Consider the following 24,620-nt stretch of genomic DNA (forward strand, 5'->3'; position numbering starts at 1 on the left):
CCTCTATTCTCACGGTTCGGCCGCACTGGCGCCCTCAGCGCCCCATCCCCCTCGCGTCCCATCCTGCGTCGCGCCACCGCTGTAGGTCGAGAACATTGCGGGCATCGAGGATGCGACGCGATGCCACCGTCCGGGAGAGCACAGCGGGATCCGCACGCACGTACTGGGGCCATTCGGTCGCGAGGACCACGATATCCGCCCCCGTCACGGCCGCTTCCTCGTCCTCTTCGACGCGCAGATGCGGGAACGAGCGTCGGACGTGGTCGAGTGCCCGGGGGTCAGTCACGGTGACGACCGCGCCGAGGCGGTGGAGCCTATTGGCGAGATCCACCGCGGGAGAATCTCGGATGTCGTCGCTATTCGGTTTGAATGCCGCGCCAAGGACGCTCACCCTCACCCCAGTCGGGTCCGATCCGCACATGCGTATAACGAGGTCGACGGCACGGTCGCGGCATCGCATGTTGATGGCATCGACTTCTTCGAGAAACGCCAGGGAGTGCGCTGAGCCGATCTCCTCGGCGCGGGCGCAGAAGGCCCGGATGTCCTTGGAGAGGCAGCCCCCTCCGAATCCGATCCCCGCATTGAGGAACCGCCGCCCGATTCTCGGGTCGTATCCAATCGCGTCGGCGAGGACCGTGACATCGGCTCCCACCTTGTCGCAGATCTCCGCCATTGCATTGATGAAACTGATCTTGGTGGCGAGGAACGAGTTCGCGGCAACTTTCACCAATTCCGCCGTCGCTAAGTCGGTGACGAAGCGGGGTGCGCCCGCGCGCAGGATCGGCTCATACGCGGAGTCGAGGGCACGCTTCGCGCGTTCAGCGGATTCCGGGTCCTCGGATAAGCCGTAGACGATCCGGTCGGGGCGGAGAGTGTCCGCGATGGCGTACCCCTCGCGGAGGAACTCCGGGTTCCACGCGACGCTCATCCCCATGGGGGAGAATCGGCGGGCGACGAGTTCCGCAGTGCCGACGGGGACCGTCGACTTGCCGACGATGACCGCCCGATGCATCCCGTGGGCGGTCAAAGACTCCACCGCCTCCCACAGGAAGTGCAGGTCCGCTGTCCCGGACTCGTCGAGTTCGGGGGTGCCCACGGTGAGGAAGTGGATATCGACATCAACAGCGTCCTCGCGGGACAGGGCGTCGGTAAATGTCAGACGACCTGCGGTGACTTGCTCGTCCAGCAGGGCGTCGAATCCCGGCTCGTGGAAGGGCGCCCTCCCCTTCGTCAGGGCGGCGAGACGCACCGGGTTCGTTTCGACGCCGATGACGCTGTGGCCCAGGGAGCTCATACATGCGGCGTGAACGGCGCCGAGGTATCCGCATCCGATGACACTGATCTTCATGATTCCTCACCACATGGTGGCAGTGACGTGGACGGTGAAGCCGACAGGGCGTATTCGATCCAGGCAGGAAGCCACGGAGTCGAGGCAGGGCGGAAGGCGTGGACGCAGCCGAGGCGCAGCCGCGCAGAGGCGAGATGAGTCGCGAGCCTGTGATCCGACACGGGCAGGCACCCGGCGACCTCGTCGAAGAGGTGCAGCCGCGATACTGCGGTTGCAGCGTCGAGGGTTCCGCGGACAAAGGACAGTTGCGTGTGTGCGATGAGATTCGCCAGGTCGAGGGCGCCCTCAGCCTGCGACGCCGTGTCGAGGTCGATGAGCGCGAGGCGGTCGCCGTCCCACAGCAATTGCTTTTCGTGCAGATCCCGGTGGGATGTGACGAGAGGGTCAGAGTGCTCCCTGAGGTCGCGGCTGAGGGCCGCAGCGAGGCTCCCCGCCGCTGCGGCATCGGGCAGGAGACGATGGATGAGGGCCCGGGTCACCCACCTCGTCAGGGTGAGCGCTTCAAGTTCGCCGCTGTGAACGGGCAGCGGCGCCGAGCATCCGGCGAATCGCGGCCACACGGCGGCGAACGCCTCCCACGCCTCGTACGGGGCTCGCGCATCACTGAGGTTCTCGCCATCGAGGTACTCGTTGTCGAGCACGTGAGGATCGGCCGACACGATCCGGGCGAGGACGAGTCCGGCCGCCTCGGCCGCCGGCCCGAGGGCGTCGTGCCGGTCGACGAGGTCGGCCGTTCGGCCTCGCCGCAGGTGCTTGCGGACGATGCCGTTACCGATCTGGACCGCCCTGCGACCCCAGCGGTGAACGACCAGTGCGAGATGATCGGGGCGCAGTGTGGGAAGCGCGGGGTCGCTCGCGTAGGGCAGGGGGCTCACCCGCGTGTCGGAGTCAATACGGATGGCGCGCAGCCGCCCGTCCTCGTCGACTCTTTCGCATGTGACGGCACCGTCGGCGGCGGGCCACACCCGTGTGATCCCCGACAGGGACCATGCTGTCGATATCGCTGTTGTCATGGCATGAGCCTTTCGAGGCGTTCGAGTGAGGCCGCGACGTTGCGCCTCCACGTGGGCCGCGCGTCCCTCAACGGGTCGAGGAGGCGTTCGACGATGGCGACGATGCTCCCCCAACGCAATTCATCCGGTGTCGGCATCCGTCCGCCCGCAGCGCGATACCCCGAAAGGAGCGCGTCGGCCTGTTGTGGGGTGGAGCAGTGGGAGTAGGAGGCGAGGTCGAGACTGCGCGGAGCACAACAGGCGCGATCGAAGTCGGTGATCCACACCCGTCCGCGCCCGTCTAGGAGGAACTGGTCGGGTGAGGCGTCCCCATGGCTGAGGACGGTGTCGTCGCCCGGCCCGCGGGGTGTGGGGTCGAGTGCATTGAGGCGTTGGGCGAGGTCCGGGGCGAGGGCGCGAAGGACGGCGCAGTGGTTGTCGAGGGTGTCGATGAGTGTTCGCCTGGGTCTTCGGGCGGCTCTCGGTGCTTCGTGGCGGTGGATGCGTGCGAGGACTTCCCCCGCCTGTTGGTGGGCAGCCAGCGGCGCTTGAGATGACAGGTCGCTCCCGTCAACGAGTTCGCGCCTGGACACGTGGACCGCCCGTCGGTTGTTCAGCACGGCCTCATATGAGGGCAGCGGCAGGTCGGCGAGCTCCTGTTCGATGGCGATGAGCGTGTTGTGGGCTGCTGCGCTGATCCGCACGATCACCGCCCCGTCTGCTGCGATGGCCCTGCGGAGCGGGTTGTGGCGCAACCATGTGGCTTCGGGACTCAGTGCGGCTGTGGCGATGTGGCGGGCCAGTCGGGGATCCGTCGCTAGGGGCCCGGCTTGGAAGAGCAGGCCTGCGGGCAGTTCGCGCTCGACGAGGTCGAGGCGGGTCGCCCGTGCTGCGGCTCGAGCGCGACGGGCCTTGGCGCGGCTCGTCGGCCAGAGGATCCTCGCCCACCCGAAGTTCTCCTCCCTGCCCGTCCCGAAGCGGATCGCGGCGGTCAGACTCGTGTGCGCCTTGACTCGGATACGGGTCGCACGAGCGGGACATCCGACGAGATCGGACAACTCATCCGCTGATATGAGGGCATCAACCCAGGAGGATGTTGACCCGGTCATTGCCGTGCCTTCCCCGAATCGGAGTCCGACATGCGCACCCACTCGCGGAATAGCGCGGACTCTTCCATCAACTCGTCGGGGCTCGCGTCGAGGAGGATGCGGCCTTCATCGATCCACAGGACACGGTCGGCTCGCAGCGCCGCTTGGTAATGGTGTGTGACGGTGATCGTCGTGCGCCCTCGTGCCAAGACATCAACGGAATCAAGGACCAGGCGTGCTGCCTGCGGGTCCAGGCCGGTCGTCGCCTCGTCGAGGAGGACGACAGGAGTGTCGCGCAGCAGTGCGCGAGCGATGGCGATGCGCTGCTTCTGCCCTCCCGAGAGGGTGGTTCCGCGTTCGCCGACCCTGGTGTCGTATCCGTCGGGCTGTTCGCAGATGAAGTCGTGGGCGTTCGCGGCCTTGGCCGCAGCTTCGATCTGTTCATCGGAGGCGTCCAAACGCCCCAATGCGATGTTCTCCCTGATGGTTCCCGCGAGGATGACGGCGTCTTGGTGCAGCACGGTGACGCATGAGCGCAGGTCCGCCAGGTCGAGACTCGTCAGCGGGATGCCGTCGAGGAGGACCCGCCCCTCGACGGGATCGAGTTCGCGGATGATGAGGGAGATGAGGGTCGATTTGCCCGCACCGGAGGGGCCGATGACGGCGACGTGCTCACCGGGCGCGATCGTCAGGGTGATCTTGTGGAGGATCTCCGCGTCCTCGTAGCGAGTGACGACCCCTTCGAATTCGATCTGTCCGCTCACGCGCTCGATCCGAATGGGATGCTCAGGGGTGACGATATCGGGCTGGATGGTCAGGAGTGCCGCGACTCTTTCTCCCGAGGCGTTCGCCCGCGAGATGCGCCCGGTGTATTTCGCCATGTCGCGCAACGGTTTCATGGCGGTGCGCAGGTAGGAGACGAAGAGGACGAGGTCGCCGACGGTGATCGCGCCGTGGAGTACCCGGTATCCCCCGATCACCATGACGGTGGCGACGGCGAGCCCGATGATGATGTCGGTTCCGCGTTCGAGGCGGGCGGCGAGTCGCAGCGCGGCGACGCCCTCTTTGAGGGAGGTCGTGTTCGCGCCGGTGAAGCGTTCCTCCATGAATGACTCCAGCGTGTACGCCTGCACCGCTTTGATGGAGATCAGCGACTCCTGGGCGGTGTTCGCCAGCTTCCCCTCCCCCGCCCTGGTGCGCCTGGATGCCTGGGTGATCCTCTGGGAGGTCCCCGTTGTCGTAGAGGCGAAGAGGAGGATCGCGGCGACGACAACGAGGGCGAGGAGCGGGTCGAGGACCGTCATGATGACGATCATTGCGGCAAGGGTCGCGAGATTCGCGCTCAGAGGAAGCCCCGCGGTTACCGCCACCTCTTGCATGCGCCCGACATCGGAGACGATTCTCTGCACCGTGTCGGCGCTGCGGTTGCGCGCATGGAATTGGAGCGAGAGGCCCTGGACATGGTGGAAGAGGTGCGCGCGAAGCGCCGTCGCCGCACGCGAACCTGCGAGTGCGAAGCTCACGGTCGCCAGGTAGTTGCACGCCGCCCTCCCCGCAACGATGACGATATGAAGGACCCCCAGGACGATCAGCATCGCCACAGCCGGGAGTGGCATCTGTGCAGCGGGGTCTTTCGGCGACAGCACCGCGTCGAGGATGATCTTCAGGGGCCAGGGCTCCGTCACTCTGAAGAGCACTTCGAGCAGCAGCGCTGCCGTTCCCCCTGCAAGCAACCCCTTATGCGGGGCGATATGCGGCAGCAATACGCGCAGCGTCGTTCGCGTCGCTCCGGAGGTGTTCTCAGACATGGTCGGCCTCGACGCGGGTGAGGATACGGGTGACGACGCGCTCCCATGAGTGCTCTCTTTCGGCACGGAGGCGAGCGGCCCTGCCCAGGGCGCGTCTCCTGGCGGGGTCCGCCACCAGGGAGTCGAGGGCGCGAGCGAGCAGGTCCGGCCGAGACGGCGGGACGAGGACGCCCACGGACTCGAGGACGCTGCGCGCCTGACCGATGTCGGAGGCAATGATGGGAAGGCCAGCGGCCATGTACTCGTAGATCTTGAGGGGCGAGAAGTAGGACTGGGCGTCCTCGACCAGCGGATAGGGAGCGACTGCTATGGCCGTTCCCGTCAGGTGTTCCATGATCTGCGAGTGGGCGACCGCTCCTCTGAAGTCCACATCGACTCCGAGGAAACGCGCATAGGACTCGAGGGGTTTTCGCAGCGGCCCATCGCCGATGATACGGAGTGTGAATATCGTCCGGCATGCGGCTGCTGCGGCGATGAGGTCGTTGACGCCGTGCCATGGTTTGAGGGAGCCGACGAATGTGACGATCGTGGCATCGGGATCCTCTACGACGGGTTGGATCCGGTGGATGTCGACTCCATTGGGCACTGTGGTGATCCTCCCGGAGTTCGTGTGGGACTCGACCCACGTGGCGACTTCCTCCGACACGCACACGGTTGTGCTGGCGGCTTCTACTTGCGCGGCGAGAGCGGTGAGTGCTTCGCCGTGGTGGACGAGTTCGCGGTGGATCCGCTGTTCGTCGATCAGTGGGGCATTCACTTCGAGGACGGAGGGGATCCGCCGCATGGTCGATACGACTGCTATGACCCTGGAGAACAGGGAGTAACGTTCGTAGATGAAGTCCACGGGTTGGGAGATCAGGGCGCGGGCTATGCGGGTGGAGACGCTCATCTGGGCAAGCTCACGGGCGGCGACGTCGGCCTCGTCGATGGGGTATTCGATGACGCGAAGATCGGCCAGATCGTCGGGGACGTGTTCTCCGCGTCGGATCGCGTGAATGGTGACGTCGTGTCCGCGTCGGCACAATTCGCGTACGACTCCCTGAATGTGGATGCTCGCGCCCTTCGTCCCGAACACGGGGATCCCCGGATCGCAGCAGATGTAGGCGATCCTCATCGTCGTCCCCTCCCCTCGCCTGCCTCCCAAGCGGACAGGCGACGAGCTTGATGATGCGAGTCGAAGAATTCGTCAATGAGAGCGCGGGCGCGCTCCGCCATGCACTCACGGTCGAGCCGCCCGTTCATGACGTCGATGAGCGCCTCGGCGAGGAGGTCCGCGCGCCCTGGGTCGAGGAGGATCCCCGTGTCCATGTTGCGCACGACCTCCGGAAGGCCGGTCACGGCTGTGGCGATGACCGGTGTTCCCGTGGCCATGGCTTCGAGGACGACCGTGGGCAGCCCGTCCATGTTGCCGTCCTCTGCGATGCGGCACGGGGCGACGAACACGTGCGCCTTCGTCAAGAGCGTGCGGATCTGAGTCTGGGTCTGTGCCCCGATGAGGCGGATCATTTGTGCAAGGCCGAGGTCTTCAATGCGCTGGGCGAGGTGGTCGTGGAGTTCCCCCTCCCCTGCGATGTCGATGGATGCGTCGTATCCGCGCTGCCGGAGGAGGTCGGCTGCGTCGAGCAGGTCATCGAAGCCTTTCTTGGGGACGAGCCTGCCGACTGCGAGAATCCTCAGCGGCATCGCAAGTGGTGCGGCCGATTTGAAGGGGAAGCGGGATAATTCGATGCCGTTACGCAGCAGGCGGATGCGGGCGCCGCTGCCCTCGAGGACCTCGGTGAGGTAGTCCTCGTTGAAGCGGCTGATTGCGATGACCCGTTCGGCGTCGGCGCTGATCCTGCGCAGCCACTGCATGTCGACTGACTCGTGGAAGATGTCCTTCGCGTGCGTCGTCACCGTGTAGGGGATGCCGGCGAGTTGTGAGGCGGCCCAGGTGACCCGCCCGGCGAGTGAAGCGAAGTGCGCGTGCAAGTGGGTGATCCCTCCGGCTCGGGCGGCTCGGGCGAGACCGACCGCTTGGACGGCCTCGTCAGCAGGCAGTTCGGCGAGGACCGGCAGGATCTGGGCGAAGCGTCGGCGCATGTCGTCATCTAAGAGTCCGCCCGCTAGGTGCTTCCACTGCTCGCTCCCCTTGTAGGGCAGGGGGATCCACTGCACTGGGGCGGCGACTCTGGCAATCTCGGAGTGGAATCGAGTGTCGCTGGTGTGGCGCAGCGCGAAGATCATCAACTCGTCGCCGATCGCTTCACGCGCGAGGATTTCCGTGACGATGAAGGTCTCGGAGAAGCGCGGATAGACTTTGAGGACGTATCCGATGCGGCTCATGTCAGGCTCCTTCGAGGCAGAGCGTCGGCGTCGGCGAGAAGGCTCGCTGCCCTCGCCCCCGCCTCGTCCAGTCCGTTGAGGGCGAGGCGCGAGCGGTCGACACGCCGGGTGATCGCCGTATTCGCCCATGCGTACAGCACATGCGGGCTTGGGTTCTCCTCGCGCAGCACATCGACTGCGCCAACTCTGTCGAGCGCGAGGGCGCGGATGAGTTGTTCCGTGCGGGGCCGCCGCCTGGGGATGACGAGGGCGGGAACACTGGTGGCGAGGATTTCCGCAATGGTGTTGTATCCGCCCATGGCGATCACTGCGGAGGCGTTCGCAATCCACGTGCCCAGGCCCGGGACCGCTGACACGATGCGCGTCCGCTCGGGCTCTCTCACTGCGAACCCGAGGCTTCCACCATCTGCTGCTTGCGGGCCCGTGACGATGATGTGGCGGTATCCGGTGGGGATGGGCATCTGCGCGGCGGCGCGGACGATATCGTGTCCGTCGCGTCCCCCTCCGACGCACGTGAGAATGTAGGGGCCATCCGGTGCGGCGACATCATCGTCGATTCGCCGTCCGTGGGCGAGATAGCCGATGCAGTGGGCGTTGCGCGCCAGTTCTGCGGGGATCTCCCCACTCGTCCGGGCGTCGTGGACGCTGGGGTCCCCGTAGATCCACGCGTCGTCAACCAGTCGAATCAGGGCGCCGATGGGGCCGAGTCCGGCCCATTCCCTCCGGCATGCGGCGGGTGCGTCGAGTACATCGCGAAGTCCGAGCACGACCCGTGCCCGTGGCCGCTCGCGGCGCAATCGGTCGAGGGGCACCCTGAGTTCGCGGTTAATGCCGTAGATGTGGCGGTCGATGATGACGAGGTCGGGGGCGAATGATGCGAATGCTGCGCCTATGACGACGCTGCGGATACGAATCGTCTCCTCCAGGGTGATGTTCAGTCTCCTGGCACGGTAGCCGTCGTCTCCTTTGGAGATTCCAGGCAGTACCAGCCAGTCGAAGTCTTCAGGGATGGGGAAGCCGCATGAGGGCTCGATCCCGCAGATGAGCATGCCTGTGATGTTGCGCCCCGTCAGTCGGGGGATGGCGGTCGACAGGCGGTGGGCGAGGGTGAGGTTGCGCCGAAGATGCCCGAGTCCGAGCGAGTCGTGGCTGTATAAGGCGACGCGGAACGGGGGTGCCGCCATGGGTGATCGCCTCCTTCATACCGGTGCGGCGGGTATGAAAGAAGCGTGTCAAAGGATCATTGGAAGGCGGTTAAGCCCTCAATGAGAGACCTCTAAGGATGCGGTGATGGCTTCGTTCTCTTCAGCTCACCCACCGTATTAGGGCAGGTGGCGCCATGAAGGCTGGTGGCGGCATCAGGGCACGTGACGCCCTCAGGACGAGTGACGACCTGAAGGCACGTGATGCCATGATGGCAAGTGACAGCGCACCACAAGCGCATGTCTTCCGCGCCCCGTCCTCGTCTCGAGCACGCGCCGCTCGCTCTGCCTCGAACACAGGCGCTCAAATCTCTTCGAGCAAAGCCCCTTTCGTCTCTTTCGCAAAGAGGTAGAAGATCCCACCGACGAAGAGCAGAGCTGCGAAGAGGATGAAGGCCGGGAAAACCGCGCGAAGCGTGACCTCCTGTTGGAGGGCACTGCCGCCGATCATGACCCCCATGATGAGCGGGCCGATGATCTTCGCGCTCGCGCCAATGCCGTAGCCCAAGCCGAGGCCAGTGCCGCGCGCCTCATTGGGGAATTGTTCACCACCGAAAGCGTTGAGGATCCCGAAGGCGCCATCGCCAAATGCCATTGCGATAAGGATGCCCGCGAAGAAGACCATCCACGAGCCGGACTCCCCGTCCTTGCGGAGAAGGCGACGATGAGCGCTCCGATGGCGCCGATAAGGGTTCCGAGCCCCGAACAGGCGAGGATGATGCCCGTTTGAGTGCCGGAGAGGTTCCAGGGCTTGGACAGCGAAGAGACGACGAAGCCGATGAAGAACATGTCGAAGAACTCGGAGATGTTCAAAACGATGACGAGGGCGATGAGGCTCTTGTGGTGTCAGCTCAGCGGATGCGAGTCGATCTGTTCGAGCGCGCTCGGCCTTAGCTCATGAATCGCTATTGTCCCCGGTTCTCGGTCGTGCGGTGGGCCCGTGATCCGCGTGGCTCTCTCAGCCTTTTGGCTCTTTCAGCCGTGTGTCCTCCGCTTTTCGACTGGGTTCTCCTCTTCGGCTGGCTTCCTTTTCAGCGGCCACTCGCTTTGTCGACTGTCTCTTCTTCCTCGGCTGGCATCCCCTTCTCAGCGGCCCCTCACTCTATCGACTGCCTTCTCCTCCTCGAGTGTCCTCCCCTTCTCCACGAGGTCGAGGCCACTCCTCGTCTCTTCGACGGTGAACTGGCCGGGAGCCGAAGAGACGCCGACAGAAGCGAAAGTGGCTGCTGAGAAGAGGGGGGCACCTGCGATCCGCGTGATCGCCCCCGCTTCTCCCATGCCGATGCCGATGATGGGACGGCGGTGCTCGCGGTGGGCGCCGATCTGGGCGGCGAGGACGCGCAGGGCATCCTCGGGAGTGGTGACGCGGCACGCGACTTTGAGGACATCGGCGCCCGCTTCGGCCATCTGCGCGTAAAGGGCAGCGAGGGTGTCATCGGGCGGAGTCTCGTTGAAATCGTGGAAGGAGGCGATAACTGCGGCTCCGGCCTGGTGGGCACGAAGGATGAGGGCGCAAGACTCGGCCCTGGCGATCTCCACGTCGACCGCGTCCGCGAGGCCTGCGAGCAGCGCCACGAGTTCGGTGTACTCGTTTGCGCTCAGTTCTGCCGCACCGCCCTCGGCTGTTGTGCGGATCGTCGCGAGGACGGGGAGGGGAGCCTGTGAGACCGCCTCTTCCCAGGCCTCATTGATGGCAGCGCGCCTGTCAGAAGCGGGCTCGAGTGCGGCGAGGAGCGGGTCGACTCTCCATTCGACGAGGTCGACCGCTTGACTGGCCACAGCTTCGATTTCGGCGCTGAGGAGTGCGGGAGTCGTTCCCATGAGGGGCGTGATAATGCGAGTCGGCCCGCCGAGCACGACAGCGGGACGAGGCGAGGAGCCGCGTCCGATCCTCACCTCGATCTGCTCGGAATCCGAACGCACGGCGCTATTCATGCCTGCCCCGGTCGGGAGGACGCTATTCGCCTCTACCCCGGCTAGGAATGCACTGTTCTTGCCTGCTCCGGGCGGGAAGGCACTGCACTCGGATTCAGCCCGAGGGGCAGCGCCCTCGCCTCCCCCGGTCGGGAGGACGCTATTCACCCCTGCCCCGACTGGAAAGAGGTCGTGCTCGCCTCCCCCAGGTGGGAACGCACTGTACTGAGGATTATGGGAATCCACGTCTCTCATCCTCCGTTCGCGCCATCTTCAGCAAGGTGGAGATTCGCCCGCTCTGCGTCAGTAAGGAAAGGAGAGTCGAGCCATCCTTCGGGAAGGTGCGGCGTCTTCTCCCCTCCTGCGCGCCCTCGCGGCCCCAGCCCAGCCTTCGGGAACTCCTGGTCGAGGTCGAGGCCGTGGAGGAGTTCGTGAAGCTCTTCGAGGGTCGACACCATTGCGAGGGCATGCCGAGTCGTCCCGCCAACGGAGAATCCGCGCAGGTACCAGCCGAGGTGCTTGCGCATTTCACGCATCGCCCGCCCCTCGTCTCCCTGGTCCTCGACAACCCAGCGCGCGTGCTTTTCAATAATGGAAGCGATCTCGCCAAGCCCTGGATCGTGGAAGACGGGGCCAGCGTTGAGGGTTGAGACGATGTCTGTGAAGAGCCAGGGCCGTCCTTGGCATCCGCGGCCCACGACGACCGCGTCGCACCCCGTTTCTTGCATCATCTGCTGTGCATCAGCGCCGGAGAAGACATCACCATTGCCGAGCACCGGGACGGGGATCGTGTCCTTGAGACGGGCGATCGTCTCCCAGCGAGCCCTCCCCGAGTAGTGCTGCGTCTGGGTGCGCGCGTGGAGCGCAACCGCCGCGACTCCACGATTGACGGCCGTGCGCGCGGCGTCGAGGTAGGTGATGTGCTCGTCATCAATGCCGATGCGCATTTTCACGGTCACGGGAACCTCTTTGCCGGTCCTGCTCCCCGCCCTTTCGGCGGCAGCGACGACCGCGTGAAGGAGATCGTCGAAGAGGTCCTTCTTCCACGGCAGGGCCGCTCCCCCGCCCTTGCGGGTCACTTTGGGAACTGGACACCCGAAGTTGAGGTCAAGGTGATCGACGAGCTCACAGTCGATAAGGATCTCGGTCGCCTTCGCCATTGTCACCGGATCCACGCCGTAGAGCTGGATCGAGCGGACTCTCTCCGAAGGATCTGGACGGACCATGTCGAGGGTGCGGCGGTTCCCTTCGACGAGGGCGCGCGAGGTCACCATCTCCATGACGTATAGGCCCGCGAGGGCGTCAACGCCGGGGGTCGCTTCACGCTCACAGGCCGGGTCGCCCGGGGCGAGGCGGGGTGGGAGCCCCTTTTCGCCGAGTTCTCGGCAGAGTCTGCGGAAGGGCGCATCGGTCACTCCCGCCATCGGTGCGAGGACGACGGGAGACCATATGCGCAGCGGCCCGATCTCCAGGGGGAAACCGGACCGTGCGCGGGTGATTCCAAGGCCACTTAGCAGGCGCCGAGCTTGTCGATGAGCCAGCTCTTGACTTCGGCGAGCGGGATGCGCTCTTGAGCCATGGTGTCGCGGTCGCGCACGGTCACCGCCTGGTCCTCGACGGAATCGAAGTCGTAGGTCACACAGTACGGGGTGCCGATTTCGTCCTGGCGGCGGTAGCGGCGGCCAACAGCTCCGGCATCGTCGTATTCGACGTTCCAGATCTGACGGAGCTGCGCGGCGAGCTCCTTCGCGGGCCCCGTGAGCTGTTCCTTGCGCGAGAGCGGGAAGACGGCGACCTTGACGGGTGAGAGGCGCGGATCGAGTTTGAGGACGACGCGCTTGTCGACTCCGCCCTTCGTGTTGGGAGCCTCGTCCTCGTGGTAGGCCTCGATGAGGAAAGCCATGAGGGAACGGGTCAGGCCCGCAGAAGGTTCGATGACGTAGGGGGTCCAGCGTTCGCCGCTTTGCTGATCGAAGTAGTCGAGCTTCGATCCGGAGTGCTCGGAGTGAGTGGAAAGGTCGAAGTCGGTACGGTTGGCGATGCCTTCAAGCTCGCCCCACTCGCTGCCCTGGAAACCGAAACGGTATTCGATGTCGACGGTGCGCTTCGAATAGTGCGAGAGCTTCTCTTGGGGGTGCTCGTAGAAACGCAGGTTATCAGGATCGATGCCGAGCCCGACGTACCAGTCGCGGCGGTAGTCGATCCAGTACTGGTGCCATTCCTCATCCGTGCCGGGGGCGCAGAAGAACTCGAGTTCCATCTGCTCGAATTCGCGGGTGCGGAAGATGAAGTTGCCGGGCGTGATCTCGTTGCGGAAGGACTTGCCGATCTGGCCGATGCCGAAGGGCGGCTTCTTGCGTGAGGCGGCAGCGACGTTCCCGTAGTTCACGAAGATGCCCTGCGCGGTCTCGGGGCGCAGATAGTGCAGGCCCGCTTCGTCATCAACGGGGCCGAGATAGGTTTTGAGCAGGCCAGAGAAGGAGCGAGGCTCGGTCCAGGCGCCGGGCTGGCCGGTCACCGGGTCGGGCACCATGTCGAGGGTGACGGTGTCGGGATCAAGGCCCTTGCGCTCCGCATACTCTTCAATGAGTTGGTCGGCGCGGTAGCGCTTGTGGGTGTGCAGCGATTCGACAAGGGGGTCGGTGAAGGCTTTGACGTGGCCGGAGGCGACCCAGGTTTCACGCGGGAGGATGACTGAGGAGTCCAAGCCGACGACGTCTTCGCGTCCTCGGACCATGTACTGCCACCACTGCTTCTTGATGTTCTCTTTCAGTTCGACGCCGAGCGGGCCGTAGTCCCATGCTGAGCGGGTGCCTCCGTAGATCTCTCCGCAGGGGAAGACGAAGCCGCGGCGCTTCGCGAGGCTGATGACGGACTCGAGGCGAGAGGGGCCCTGTGCCACTTGATGCTCCTTGCACATAATGGCCGCACCTGGCAGGGGCGGCATTGACCTCCTGATCCTATCGAAGATTAGAAAGAGCCCCGCATCCCGGCTCCGTAATTCGGTGAGGCTGAGAGTGCGTGGATGATCACTGCACCAGAAGTCTCAGGGGCACTCAGTTCACAGGAGGCTCGTGGGACACACTGGGAATGACGGGGCGGCTCACGCGACTGTTTTCATTGAGAATCCACAGCCTACGCCATGCGCCCCCTTCGACCACGTCGATCATGGGAAGGCCTGGACGCCATGAGGCGAAGCCAGCCGGATACCCTGGCTCACTCCGCGTCTGAACGGCCGTCCTCAGCAGCTTCCTATTCTTTGCGTCCCACACACGAACAGACCCATCCCACCCCCCGGCTACCACACGCGAACCATCAACCGACCCCGCGACCGATCCGACGGCTGCAGTATGGCCCTCCAGCACACTCACAGTCTCGCCAGAATCCACATCCCACACACGAACAGACCCATCCCATCCCCCGGCTACCACACGCGAACCATCAAGCGACCCCGCGACCGAGACGACGGCTGCAGTATGGCCCTCCAGCACACTCACAGTCTCGCCAGAATCCACATCCCACACACGAACAGACCCATCCCACCCCCCGGCGACCACACGCGAACCATCAGCCGACCACGCGACCGATCCGACGGGGGACGTGTGGCCCTCCAGCACACTCACAGTCTCGCCAGAATCCACATCCCACACACGAACAGACCCATCCTTCCCCCCGGCTGCCACACGAGAACCATCAGCCGACACAGCAAGTGAGACGACGGGGGATGTCTGCCCCTCCAGCACACTCAGCACACTCACAGTTTCGCCAGAATCCACATCCCACACACGAACAGACCCATCCCACGCCCCGGCGACCACACGCGAACCAACAGCCGACCACGCGACCGATTCGACCTGGGATGTATGGCCCTCCAGCACACTCACAGTCTCGCCAGAATCCACATCCCACACACGAACAGACCCATCCTCCCCCCCGGCTACCACACGCGAACCAACAGCCGACCACGCGACCGATCCGACGGCTGCAGTATGGCCCTCCAGCACACTCACAGTCTCGCCAGAATCCACATCCCACACACGAACAGACCCATCCCACCCCCCGGTGACCACACGCGAACCAACAGCCGACCACGCGACCGAGACGACGGCTGCAGTATGGCCCTCCAGCACACTCACAGTCTCGCCAGAATCCACATCCCACACACGAACAGACCCATCCCACCCCCCGGCGACCACACGAGAACCATCAGCCGACCACGCGACCGAGACGACGCGGGACGTATGGCCCTCCAGCACACTCAGCACACTCACAGTTTCGCCAGAATCCACATCCCACACACGAACAGACCCATCCCACCCCCCGGCTGCCACACGCGAACCATCAGCCGATAAGGCCAGCTCTCCAGAGCCGAGCGCTGGGAGGATGATCTGCCCGTGTTGATGCACACTCTTCATTTCCTTCTCCATAGATGCCCACGTGGCCCCTGAATGCCCCGACGGCCACAACGCGCCTTTACTGCGGGTGTTGGTGAAGGTCGCCTGGGTCAAACGAGCATCCGTGAAGTCAGCGTGGTTCAGATTCACCTCCTGAAAGACGGCTCGCCTTAGGGAACAGCCCACGAAGCTGGAGCTCGTGAGGTCGAGTTGCCTACTGGCGCTTCCCTGAATCACAATCTCATCGAGCTGAGCGCCATCAAGTTTGATCCCCCGCAGAAGGGGCATTGGGAGCCCCTGTCGATGAGCGTGAAGGGCGTAGGCAAGGAGAAGCTCACTCACCTGTGGCCGATAGCTGGTCCGCCAACGCGTGAGGTGTTGAAGGGCATCGGAATACTCTGTTTGGAACAGTTCACCGAGGAAGGTGAGCGTCTCACGGCTGGGCACGGGAATCCTCCAGCCTTCACACGCATTCCGCTTTACACTCTCGGCGAGGTGCCGGGCGAGGAAATACTCAAACAGGGAGGTGTGGGCGAATCTGAAGCCGGCACTAGGCGCATCTTCACGACTGAGAAAAGTGGCGGTTCTGAGATCCTCTTCGAGACGTTCAAGGTCGGCGTTTGAATAGCGTCTCTGGAACCGAGCTTCGCTGGCCACCCATTCATGGAACCAGTCGTGCAGCTCTGAGACCGGGAGCAGACTCGTCCCAGAGCGCCACAAGTGTGCGGCTAGAGCCATCACCAAGAGCGGCTTATGTTCGCGCGAAATGTAGTGCTTCAGGTCATCACGATCAAGCCATTCCTCTGTCATCAGTTCGTAGAGGGTGACTCCCGATACTGCCTCTCCAGAAGCACGCCTATCCTCGAGTTCTGGAATCTGTTTCGAAATGAGTTTGAGCGTGTACGGCCGCTCCGAGAGCTCGCTAAGATTGTGGACATTTCTAATGGTTTCCATCACCACATCAACCGGGATAGATGGAACTGCGGCTTCCAGGTACTTTCGCACCTGTTTTTCAGTCAGCGGCAACAAAGTCATTGCCCGATAACTCTGCGCAGTAAGGTCGGTCCTGTTCCGCAGAAGAAAGTGATTCTGCTGAGCCCTGAGAGTAGGGAAGTACTGCGTCCGACAGGTGAGCATGACTTTGGTTTGCGATCTCAGTTCTGAAGGCACAACGTCGATTACGCCGAGGAGCTGCTGCGTGAAAGCCAGTCCCGTCCTTTCATTGAACTTGACCAGCAATTCATCGAGCCCATCGAAAATCACCAGACAAGGCGAGTCGCTCAACCATGCGACAAATCGATCCCAAGTGTAGTGCTTCGACTCCTTGGGGAGCCAGCCATCGCGCATACAAACTTCCACGGTCGCTCTCAGCGAGGAAGCTTCGTCTGCTCTGACGATCTTCTTAAGATCGAAGTAGAGGGGGATGGGAAGGGTCGGATCATTTTCTCGTCGTTTCTCCAGCTCTTTGGCAAGACGTTGGGAGGTCACCGTTTTTCCCATGCCGTACTCGCCAAGTAGAGCGAAGAACTGTTCCCCCTTCGGATCTGACACCCATTCGAGCAGGGCTTCCAGAATTGGCCGTCCGGATTCATCAATGGGAGTCGATTCCCACTTGTCCAAACTCACAGGCATCGCTCGAGGATCTTCAATGAAACCACCGCCCGCGAAGACGGGATCAAAATCTCCCATTGTGGCGACACTCGGACTTAAATTCACAGGGCGGCGCGCCGGTAAATCGGTTGTCCCTCTTTCAATGATGGCATGAACAACCTTTGCAGCTTGCTCGGCTGCAATTTTCTGGTCTCGTTCCTTATGCGGATTATTCTTCTCTTCCGCCCAGTCGCAGATCCCTTTAACCAGCAACCAGCGAGTTTTTTCCCGACATGCTCGCTCGATGCCGGAGCCCTCCATTTCTCCGCCAACAATCCTTACATGTCTCGCCCTGAGCTCATCCCGATATTCCTTATTGTCTACCAGGGCATCGCCACTCAGCACGAGGCCTTGATGAATTCTCGGCCACCCCTCCTGTCCCCTGCGAGCATGCTCCAGCTCCCGCACCCTTGACAGAAGAACGTCTGATGCGGGCCTGGGAAATCCTCGTTGCGTATCATGGCCGTTGGGCTCGACCCGGACATGCATATAGTTGAGGATCGCTTCACTCACGAGAACATCACCGATTTGTTGCTCCCCAGGCTCAACACCAAAGGCAATCCCCACAGCGTAGACCTCAGTCGGGTTCCAATTCTGTACCGCCTCTATGGCTGAGTACTGCGCTTCCCCAGTCGTTTGTCCCGAGATCGCGTGAATGATTCGCATTCCGCTGATGTCAGCGAGGTGATAGTAGCTCCGTTCTCCACGGACCACGCGACGGTCCGGTTCTTTCTCGCTACCCCTGAACTCTTTCCATACTGCCCGAGTTTCATTCGGATTGAATGTCAGCAGCACGACCGTCGGCACCCCACTCTCAACAGCCCGCTGCTCTGCGAGTTGGTCCTCAGGAATCGCCCTCAGGACGTCCGCATCAAATTGGGGACTCTCCAACTCAGGCCCCTCGAACCACACCCATCGAGAGCTAGCTCCTCCGCGCTTGCTAGGAGTGATGCACATACTGAAGGCCAGCCCCTGCTCTTCGGCAACCTTGTTCACAGCCATCATGAGACGGTTGAGATTCCGATTCCGGTTCGCAGTCTTGTCTTCATAGGGGTAGAGCATCTCAAACAGCTCAGAAACCAGGACACGACCTTCCGCGTCGAGCATGCCGACGACGACCCCTAGGGCCTTTGAGTTGGCGGATGAGAGACCCTCAAGCCTCTGAATGGCACCCCTAGCGCTGACGAAATCTAAGACTCTCACCACGACACCGTCCTTCCAACAGTGCCATACTAGCAGGAAGACGGCGCCAACATGTCTGAATTGACTGAATACAGTCCGAATAGAATGCTCCTCGAATCTGTCGTCTCGCCTCTATGGCCCTGTGAACCACTGCAGCCATATGCCAATGAGACTCCATGCGCCCACTCTCCCGCCCTACACGCAGGCTGCGATCGACCGCACCCACACCCCCACGCTGACACCTGCGAGACTGCCCGGCGGCGTGCACTCACCCCTCACACACCCGAGCCCTCCGCCCAAGCTCACCCTCTTCTCATTCACGGAGCACAACCCTTCGTTTACGTCCACGCGAGCACTCGACTCCCACAACACTCTCGCCCCCTCCTCAGTGAGCAGGAGCAGACACCCTCTACTCCCCCTGAAGGATGAGACGACGGCCAAGGAATAGGAATCGGGGTGTCGTGGATTGATGCGAGCCGAGGCGAAGAGGGGTGCCTTGAGCCCATTGTTGAGGGACCTCTTCAGGTGGCCGGATGCCGCGTTCGCAGCGCACTCACAGCCCCATTAGCCCCTGAAAATGTTCGGAGCGGCCACAAGCCGCAGGGAGCCTTGAACGACATGAGCCGACGCTGATTGTGGTGGAGTTTCCATCTGGCGCAGGTGGTGCGCCCTCGTTCGTGGAATCTGTTGCGCCCGGACTGTGGTGAACGAAGGAGAGAGTACTCAAAACCGACGCTCGATTTCGCTCCACAGGAGCCAGTAGCCCCGCACTATTCCGGAGTGCTGCCACCCCCTACATTTTCTCGATGGGTACCCACAGCTCCATCTCATAGTCGGTCGCACGCATGTCCCCGGGGCCGTAGGCCTCAAAGTCCGGAGCGCCCGAGTGGCGATACCCGTGCTCGGGAAGGAACGATTCCATCACGTACCTCCATCCTCGGTGGATGCACTCGGGGACCGGGCCCTCAAGCCTGACGATCGCGTACTCGTTCTCAGGGACTTCGACGACGTCAAGCCCCAGCTCTCGCGCCGCCTGGCCATCCGAGGCGTCATAGCCCGCTAGGTAGTTGATCGTTCCCGGGTCCTCGACGTCGAAGCACATCCCAAAACACTGTCCACTTCCGAGCGCACAGAGTGTCCCCTCGTCCCAAGCCGCATGAAGTGCCTGCCAAGTAGCGGGGCACTGAGAGTTCTCGATGGACTCTCGCATGAGCCCGGCCACCACGAAGGCAGGCTTCTTCTGGATGCTCACTCTCATTTCATCTCCTCCTGTGACGCTGAGTGTCAGCCGTAGTTTGGACATGACCCGGAAGGGCTTTCCGTCCTTGACCTCGGAGGGGGTGCAGCCGTGGAAGTCCTTGAATGCTGCGGAAAAAGAATCCGGCGAGCCGAAACCGTACTGCAGTGCCACGTCGATGACCCGCCTGTCAGACGAGCGCAGTTCGAATGCGGCCTCGGTGAGTTTGCGCCCACGGATGTACTCCGACAGCGTCATCCCCGTGAAGATGGAGAAGACTCTGGCGAACATCGCGCGGGAGTACCCCGATAGGCGGCGTATCTCCGCATCATCCGTGCCCTCGAGCAAGTTCTCGTCAATGTGGCCCACCGTCTGATTGAAGTTCTCCATGATGCTCATCTCGCACCTCCTTGCAACGAATGTACGTGCGTCGATCACTGCCGTCCCGAGCCATTCGGTACGAATCGCATGGGGTGCGAATGGGTGCGCCCCCGCTGGACAGTCCGTCGTTCCCATTGTTCTCAATCTCCATCTTCTTCTCCGCCCCCTCACCCCTGAGCGTCTTCGATGGAGTCATTCCCGCTGTCCGCTTGGGCTCACCTCCCAGAGCAATCGCCTCCACTCTCACAACAGCAGACACATCCACTCGGGAAAGGAACACCCGTGGCTCCGCCGGGCCTACGAGCGCATCGCGGCGACACCTTCACTGGGGGAAAGGAATACCCAAGAGAAGGGAAGGCAGCGGGGTGCTCGGCATCCCCACGCATGGTGAGAAGCCAGCGAGTCCATGTGCATGCAAGCGCAAAGGCACATGGACTCGCTGGGTGCCATCACTACTGGAGCGCGGCTGATGCGAGGCTCGGCATGTCGATGACCAGTTCACTTGTGATCCCGTTGAACTCGATGTAGTTCTCGGCATCATCCTTCGAGAAGTTATCGGCGGGCTTGCCGTCACATTCATAGGAGATCGACGTCGCGATGCCTTTGCGCACGGCCCTGAACCCGTAGCCGGAGGGAAGGAGAATGCGCGAGGTGGCGGAGACCTGGTTAATCTCGATGCCTCCCTCGTGCGACATGACTCGCACGATCATGTCCAGATTCGAATCAATCTCGAACACTCCCCTGTTGTCCTGCACAACGATTTCGGAGATTTTGCCTCCCAGCTCAACCTTGTCGCTGTCGATTCCATTGACCTGGACTTTTCCCGCGTTCACGGCTAGCTCAATGTTCCCGGCATATTTCTGCGGGATGAGGATCTGGATCGTGAGCCCCTCCTTCGCCTGAGCCTCGCTCGCACCTTTGAGACGCACGAGGTCAATATCGATGCCCCTCTTGTTGTCGTCGATTTTGACCTTGTAGTCCTCTTGAATGCCCCGCAGGACGTTCGACAGGAGCGACACCTGGACCTTCTCCCCCTCGTAGGAGCTCATCGTCACCGTATGGGCTCCGCCCAGGTTGATATCGAAGTCCTTCACACCATCGAGGTCGTACTCGGTTCTGCTCTCGAAAAGGTAGTCGCTCTGCTTCCTCTCACGCTTTTCTCCGGAGAGCAGCTCATCGAGGGACACCTGGAACAGCTCGGCGATGGCGATCAGGTTGGACACGTCGGGCACGCCCGTGCCGTTCTCCCATTTCGTAATGGCCTGTCTGGAGACGCCGATCCTTTCGCCCATGCTCTCCTGCGACATGCCGGACTGCTTCCTCAGATTCTTGATTCGCGCTTCGAGGCTCATTGTTCTTCTCCTTCGTCCTGGTCAGATTCGTCATAGTCGGATGAGTCATCGTCGGCAATGTTCGTCAAACAGTGCTTGCGAAACAAGCAACTCTGGCTGACATCAGCCCGAATTTTCGCTACTTTCCGTAGCATTTGCCCCTGAGTTCTCCTCCTCGGCTCCGGCCTCGCCCTCGTCCCGTTCGCGCCTCAGTCTCAAGTTCCCGCGTCTTCGCCCCTTCCCAAAGCTTGAGCAGGAAATTCCTTGAATGAACAGTTGATCAGCGAGAGCAATGCAACACCCCTCGCCTTTTGACAACGATTCCCATTAATAAGAAACTGGTGGCATGAATATCAGACGCTCCCTCGCGCTCGCCACGGCCGCCCTCGCCGCAGCCTCCCTCACCGCATGCTCTCAGCCCACAGCTTCCACCCCCTCCGATTCAACGGCGCAGACCGGCGGCCAACTCAAAGTGATGGCCTCCTTCTACCCGCTCAAGTACCTGACTGAACAGATCGGCGGCGAGCTCACCTCCGTCACCTCACTCACCCCAGACGGTGCCGAGCCGCACGATCTCGAACTCTCCCCCGCCAGCGTCGATCAGCTCGGCAAAGCCGATGCCGTCGTCTACCTCAAGGGCTTCCAGAGTGCCGTCGACGAGGCCGTCGAGCACAACGCCCCTAAGACCGTCATTGATGTTGCGCCGGCTGTTCAACTCGTCAAGGTCTCCGACTCGGGGAACCACGTCAATGATCACGACCACGATGCAGATCACGATCACGAGGCCGACCACGACCACGATCACAAGGCCGATCACGACCACGATCACGACCACGACATGTCGACCGACCCGCACTTCTGGCTCGACCCGGAGCGCATGAGCCAGGCCGCCACCCTGATCGGACAAGCCCTCGCCGACGCCGACCCGAAGAACGCACAGACCTACACCTCGAACGCCGCGAATGTCGCGCACTCGATGAAAGACCTCGGAACCGAACTCGTCTCCGGCACCGCGACCTGCGAACACACAACCTTCGTCACCGCTCACGCCGCCTTCGGCTACCTCGCCGACCGCACAGGCCTGACCCAAGTGGGAATCTCCGGCCTCGACCCTGATTCCTCCCCCTCCCCCGCTCGCCTGCAAGAGATCTCCGAACTCGTGAAAGCCCAGGGCGTCTCCACCATCTTCACCGAGGCCCTCATCGACCCGAAGGTCGCAGAAACCCTCGCAAAAGACCTCGGAATCGAAACCGCCGTCCTCGACCCGATTGAGAGCCAAGTGAACCCGAACGAGGATTACGCGGCAGCCATGCGCAACAACATCACCGCACTTCGCAAGGCCCTGCACTGCAAGTGACGAACAATTCACTCACAGCACCGGCGGGTGCCCCAGCCTTGGGGGCACCCGCTGACATCGTCGATATTCACGATCTCCACGTCGCCTGGGACACCCACCTAGTCCTGCACGGCATCTCATTGAGCATCCCCAGAGGCCAGACGGTCGCCCTCACCGGAGCGAATGGTTCGGGAAAATCCACCCTCCTGCACGCTCTGCTCGCAACCGCCCCCATCACTCGAGGCTCGGTCCGCCTCTTCGGCGTGGACAACCAGGATTCGCGAGCCATCCCGTGGAAGCGCATCGGCTACGTGCCCCAGCGCATCAGCCTCGGAGGCCCCATTTCGGCCAGCTCCCTCGAAGTCGTCATGTCCGGACTGCTCGGCCGCCGCAAATGGTGGAACTCTCCTGGAGACAAGGACAAAGCGATGGCCGCACTCAAAAGGGTCGGCCTCGCGCACCGAGCGAAGGACCCACTTGCGATCCTCTCAGGAGGCCAAGCTCAGCGAGTCCTCATCGCCCGGGCTCTCGTACGAGATCCAGAGCTTCTCATCATGGACGAGCCGATGGCCGGAATCGACCAGGCCTCCAGGGAAAGACTCGCCCAGATCGTCTCAGAATCGAAAAACGCCACAACCACGATCCTCGTCGTCCTCCACGAGCTCGGCGAACTCGGCCCCCTCCTGGACCGAGAGCTCCACATCGGATCGGGACACATCAGCTACGACGGCGCACCCCACGTCCTCGACGATCATGAGCAGCACGCAGACGAAGGCGTCATCACCTTCACCGTCGGCCACCCCCTCGAAAGGGCGATTGAGCTCGAAAACACTCTCGTATCCGCATTCGGATTGACCAGTGCCCGCGTATCCCTCTCCGACCCGACCGTCTCCATCCGCGAAGTCACCCGTCTGGGCGCAGATCTACTCGAAGAACTCCTCGACGACGACTCCGTCCTCGCCGTCACCAATGGCCGTACCGTTGCCGAAGTCGCCCAATCGCTGCCGCGCAGGCGGCGTCCGAATATGACCGTCGTCCAAGCACTCGGGGTCATCGCACACGACAACCACCTCATCGACTCGCACGAGATCTGCCAACAATTCGCCTCCTCCCTCGGAGCGCCCTACCACACCCTCCCCGCGCCGCTGGTCGTCTCAAGTCAGCAGATGGCCCAGGCACTGCACCGCGAGGGGAGGGTCGCCACTTCCTTGGCAATGGCGTCGCACGCCGATGTCCTCATCACGGGAATCGGAGCGACGACTGCCACCACAGACGGTGCGATCTTCAACAACTACGTCAGCGCCGACGAGCACAATGAACTCCTCCGCTCGGGCGCCGTCGGTCATATCGGCGCCCACCACATCAATGCGAGGGGCCAACACATCGATCTCGGTTTCTGTCAACGACTCATCGCCGTCCCCTTCGACAGGCTGCGCGAAATAAACAATGTTGTCGCCATCGCGTGGGGCGCAGAAAAGGTCCCGGCGATCCGCGCGGCTCTCCTGTCAGGGGTGGTCGATCACTTCGTCACCGACGCTGCCACTGCTGATCTTCTCTTCGAGCCCTCACTCACGTCCAACGCTCCTGTGCCGCGACGACGCGGCGCGGTGTCGTCAGGCTGATCGCCGAAGAAGGCTGTCCCCTTTCAGTCGCCCCTCAGTCCCCGCTCAACGAGGTCGAGGATCGTCCTCGTCTCCTCGACGGTGAACTGCCCGGGTGCCGAGGATGCGCCGATGGTTGCGAAAGTGGCGGCTGAGAAGAGAACGGACCCGCCGATGCGGGTGAGCGTCCCTGCGTCGCCCATGCCGATGCCGATGACGGGGCGGTGGTGGGCGCGGTGCGCGGCGATCTGCGCGCTAAGGACTTGCACCGCCTCCTCCGCGGTGGTGACGCGGCATGCGACTTTGAGAACATCGGCTCCCGCGTCGGCCATATCCGTGTAGAGGGCGCCGAGCGCATCATCGGGCGGAGTCTCGTTGAAATCGTGGAAGGAAGCGACCACTGCGGCCCCGGCCTCGTGGGCACGAAGGATGAGGGCGCGGGCACCCGTCCTCGCGATCTCCACGTCGACGGCGTCCGCGAAGCGCGCGAGGAGGGCGACGAGGCGGACGTAGTCGCCGTCCTCCACATCAGCGTTTCCGCCCTCGGCACTGGTGCGGATCGTCGCGAGGACGGGAACCGGCGACTGTGACACGGCCTGTTCCCACGCCGATTCAATGGCGGTGGCAGCTGTGGCGAGATCCTCCAGGGCACCGAGGAGTGGGTCGATGCGCCATTCGACGAGGTCGAGCGGGTGCGCGTCGAGCGCGGCGATCTCATCTGCGAGCGCCTGCGGCGTTCGACCCATGATGGGCGCGATGATGCGCGTCGGCCCGTCCAGAGTGCACTCCCCGCGCCGGTCGCTCCGGCCGATTCGAACGATTCGATTCATC

Annotated in this window: 16 protein-coding genes and 2 pseudogenes; 3 read left to right on the top strand and 15 right to left on the bottom strand. The window is 62.9% G+C overall.

Annotated elements, in window-relative coordinates:
• Positions 1–34: 34 nt before the first annotated feature.
• From BQ7471_RS02080 to BQ7471_RS02145, 14 genes are all read right to left on the bottom strand, one after another.
• Positions 35–1,348: a UDP-glucose dehydrogenase family protein gene (locus BQ7471_RS02080; protein ID WP_076463850.1), complete on the bottom strand. Its 1,314-nt coding sequence runs from the start codon at positions 1,346–1,348 to the stop codon at positions 35–37.
• A complete protein-coding gene (locus BQ7471_RS02085) occupies positions 1,345–2,361 on the bottom strand; it encodes a phosphotransferase (RefSeq protein ID WP_076463851.1) in 1,017 nt (338 codons plus the stop codon). The genes BQ7471_RS02080 and BQ7471_RS02085 overlap by 4 nt, the downstream gene beginning before the upstream one ends.
• Complete coding sequence (locus tag BQ7471_RS02090; RefSeq protein WP_076463853.1) at positions 2,358–3,449, bottom strand: phosphotransferase family protein; 1,092 nt, start codon at positions 3,447–3,449, stop codon at positions 2,358–2,360. The genes BQ7471_RS02085 and BQ7471_RS02090 overlap by 4 nt, the downstream gene beginning before the upstream one ends.
• Positions 3,446–5,236 (bottom strand): ABC transporter ATP-binding protein, encoded by a 1,791-nt coding sequence (locus tag BQ7471_RS02095; protein ID WP_076463855.1) that lies wholly within the window; start codon positions 5,234–5,236, stop codon positions 3,446–3,448. The genes BQ7471_RS02090 and BQ7471_RS02095 overlap by 4 nt, the downstream gene beginning before the upstream one ends.
• Positions 5,229–6,350, bottom strand: a complete 1,122-nt coding sequence (locus tag BQ7471_RS02100; RefSeq protein WP_076463857.1) for a glycosyltransferase family 4 protein — start codon at positions 6,348–6,350, stop codon at positions 5,229–5,231. The genes BQ7471_RS02095 and BQ7471_RS02100 overlap by 8 nt, the downstream gene beginning before the upstream one ends.
• Complete coding sequence (locus BQ7471_RS02105; protein WP_076463859.1) at positions 6,347–7,561, bottom strand: glycosyltransferase; 1,215 nt, start codon at positions 7,559–7,561, stop codon at positions 6,347–6,349. The genes BQ7471_RS02100 and BQ7471_RS02105 overlap by 4 nt, the downstream gene beginning before the upstream one ends.
• A complete protein-coding gene (locus tag BQ7471_RS02110) occupies positions 7,558–8,745 on the bottom strand; it encodes a glycosyltransferase family protein (protein WP_076463861.1) in 1,188 nt (395 codons plus the stop codon). The genes BQ7471_RS02105 and BQ7471_RS02110 overlap by 4 nt, the downstream gene beginning before the upstream one ends.
• Before the next feature lie 322 nt (positions 8,746–9,067).
• Positions 9,068–9,388 (bottom strand): hypothetical protein, encoded by a 321-nt coding sequence (locus BQ7471_RS10715; protein ID WP_235821207.1) that lies wholly within the window; start codon positions 9,386–9,388, stop codon positions 9,068–9,070.
• Between the two features lie 461 nt (positions 9,389–9,849).
• Complete coding sequence (aroD, locus tag BQ7471_RS02120) at positions 9,850–10,845, bottom strand: type I 3-dehydroquinate dehydratase (RefSeq protein WP_235821208.1); 996 nt, start codon at positions 10,843–10,845, stop codon at positions 9,850–9,852.
• A gap of 83 nt (positions 10,846–10,928) precedes the next feature.
• Positions 10,929–12,101: a tRNA dihydrouridine synthase DusB gene (dusB, locus tag BQ7471_RS02125; protein WP_235821209.1), complete on the bottom strand. Its 1,173-nt coding sequence runs from the start codon at positions 12,099–12,101 to the stop codon at positions 10,929–10,931.
• Between the two features lie 86 nt (positions 12,102–12,187).
• Positions 12,188–13,579 (bottom strand): glycine--tRNA ligase, encoded by a 1,392-nt coding sequence (locus BQ7471_RS02130; RefSeq protein ID WP_076463865.1) that lies wholly within the window; start codon positions 13,577–13,579, stop codon positions 12,188–12,190.
• 154 nt (positions 13,580–13,733) lie between these two features.
• Complete coding sequence (locus BQ7471_RS02135; protein ID WP_076463867.1) at positions 13,734–17,927, bottom strand: WD40 domain-containing protein; 4,194 nt, start codon at positions 17,925–17,927, stop codon at positions 13,734–13,736.
• A gap of 769 nt (positions 17,928–18,696) precedes the next feature.
• Entirely contained in the window at positions 18,697–19,539 is an 843-nt protein-coding gene (locus BQ7471_RS02140) for an AraC family transcriptional regulator (protein WP_076463869.1), read from the bottom strand.
• Positions 19,540–19,973: 434 nt separating this feature from the next.
• Entirely contained in the window at positions 19,974–20,873 is a 900-nt protein-coding gene (locus BQ7471_RS02145; RefSeq protein WP_005961849.1) for a helix-turn-helix domain-containing protein, read from the bottom strand.
• A gap of 325 nt (positions 20,874–21,198) precedes the next feature.
• On the opposite strand from BQ7471_RS02145, the gene BQ7471_RS02150 reads away from it, so the two are divergent.
• The 3 genes and pseudogenes from BQ7471_RS02150 to BQ7471_RS11595 all read left to right on the top strand — a co-directional run.
• On the top strand, positions 21,199–22,209 hold the full coding sequence (locus BQ7471_RS02150) for a metal ABC transporter substrate-binding protein (protein WP_076463870.1): 1,011 nt from the start codon (positions 21,199–21,201) through the stop codon (positions 22,207–22,209).
• Positions 22,200–22,964: pseudogene (locus tag BQ7471_RS11590) on the top strand (metal ABC transporter ATP-binding protein); the annotation flags it as partial. The gene BQ7471_RS02150 and the pseudogene BQ7471_RS11590, both read left to right, overlap by 10 nt.
• 84 nt (positions 22,965–23,048) lie before the next feature.
• Positions 23,049–23,810, top strand: a pseudogene (locus tag BQ7471_RS11595) (sugar-binding transcriptional regulator); the annotation flags it as partial.
• 23 nt (positions 23,811–23,833) lie between these two features.
• On the opposite strand, the gene aroD (BQ7471_RS02165) reads toward BQ7471_RS11595, so the two are convergent.
• Positions 23,834–24,619, bottom strand: coding sequence for a type I 3-dehydroquinate dehydratase (gene aroD, locus BQ7471_RS02165; RefSeq protein ID WP_076464384.1), 786 nt, complete (start codon positions 24,617–24,619; stop codon positions 23,834–23,836).
• Position 24,620 lies beyond the last annotated feature (1 nt).

This window comes from Actinomyces mediterranea, assembly GCF_900155595.1.
Taxonomy (GTDB): domain Bacteria; phylum Actinomycetota; class Actinomycetes; order Actinomycetales; family Actinomycetaceae; genus Pauljensenia; species Pauljensenia mediterranea.

What these genes read in the sequence shown, in the direction of transcription:
- BQ7471_RS02080 (WP_076463850.1), bottom strand. Translation starts at nt 1,348, where the DNA reads ATGAAGATCAGTGTCATCGGATGCGGATACCTCGGCGCCGTTCACGCC.
- BQ7471_RS02085 (WP_076463851.1), bottom strand. Translation starts at nt 2,361, where the DNA reads ATGACAACAGCGATATCGACAGCATGGTCCCTGTCGGGGATCACACGG.
- BQ7471_RS02090 (WP_076463853.1), bottom strand. Translation starts at nt 3,449, where the DNA reads ATGACCGGGTCAACATCCTCCTGGGTTGATGCCCTCATATCAGCGGAT.
- BQ7471_RS02095 (WP_076463855.1), bottom strand. Translation starts at nt 5,236, where the DNA reads ATGTCTGAGAACACCTCCGGAGCGACGCGAACGACGCTGCGCGTATTG.
- BQ7471_RS02100 (WP_076463857.1), bottom strand. Translation starts at nt 6,350, where the DNA reads ATGAGGATCGCCTACATCTGCTGCGATCCGGGGATCCCCGTGTTCGGG.
- BQ7471_RS02105 (WP_076463859.1), bottom strand. Translation starts at nt 7,561, where the DNA reads ATGAGCCGCATCGGATACGTCCTCAAAGTCTATCCGCGCTTCTCCGAG.
- BQ7471_RS02110 (WP_076463861.1), bottom strand. Translation starts at nt 8,745, where the DNA reads ATGGCGGCACCCCCGTTCCGCGTCGCCTTATACAGCCACGACTCGCTC.
- BQ7471_RS10715 (WP_235821207.1), bottom strand. Translation starts at nt 9,388, where the DNA reads ATGGTCTTCTTCGCGGGCATCCTTATCGCAATGGCATTTGGCGATGGC.
- dusB (WP_235821209.1), bottom strand. Translation starts at nt 12,101, where the DNA reads ATGGCGGGAGTGACCGATGCGCCCTTCCGCAGACTCTGCCGAGAACTC.
- BQ7471_RS02140 (WP_076463869.1), bottom strand. Translation starts at nt 19,539, where the DNA reads ATGAGCATCATGGAGAACTTCAATCAGACGGTGGGCCACATTGACGAG.
- BQ7471_RS02145 (WP_005961849.1), bottom strand. Translation starts at nt 20,873, where the DNA reads ATGAGCCTCGAAGCGCGAATCAAGAATCTGAGGAAGCAGTCCGGCATG.
- BQ7471_RS02150 (WP_076463870.1), top strand. Translation starts at nt 21,199, where the DNA reads ATGAATATCAGACGCTCCCTCGCGCTCGCCACGGCCGCCCTCGCCGCA.
- aroD (WP_076464384.1), bottom strand. Translation starts at nt 24,619, where the DNA reads ATGAATCGAATCGTTCGAATCGGCCGGAGCGACCGGCGCGGGGAGTGC.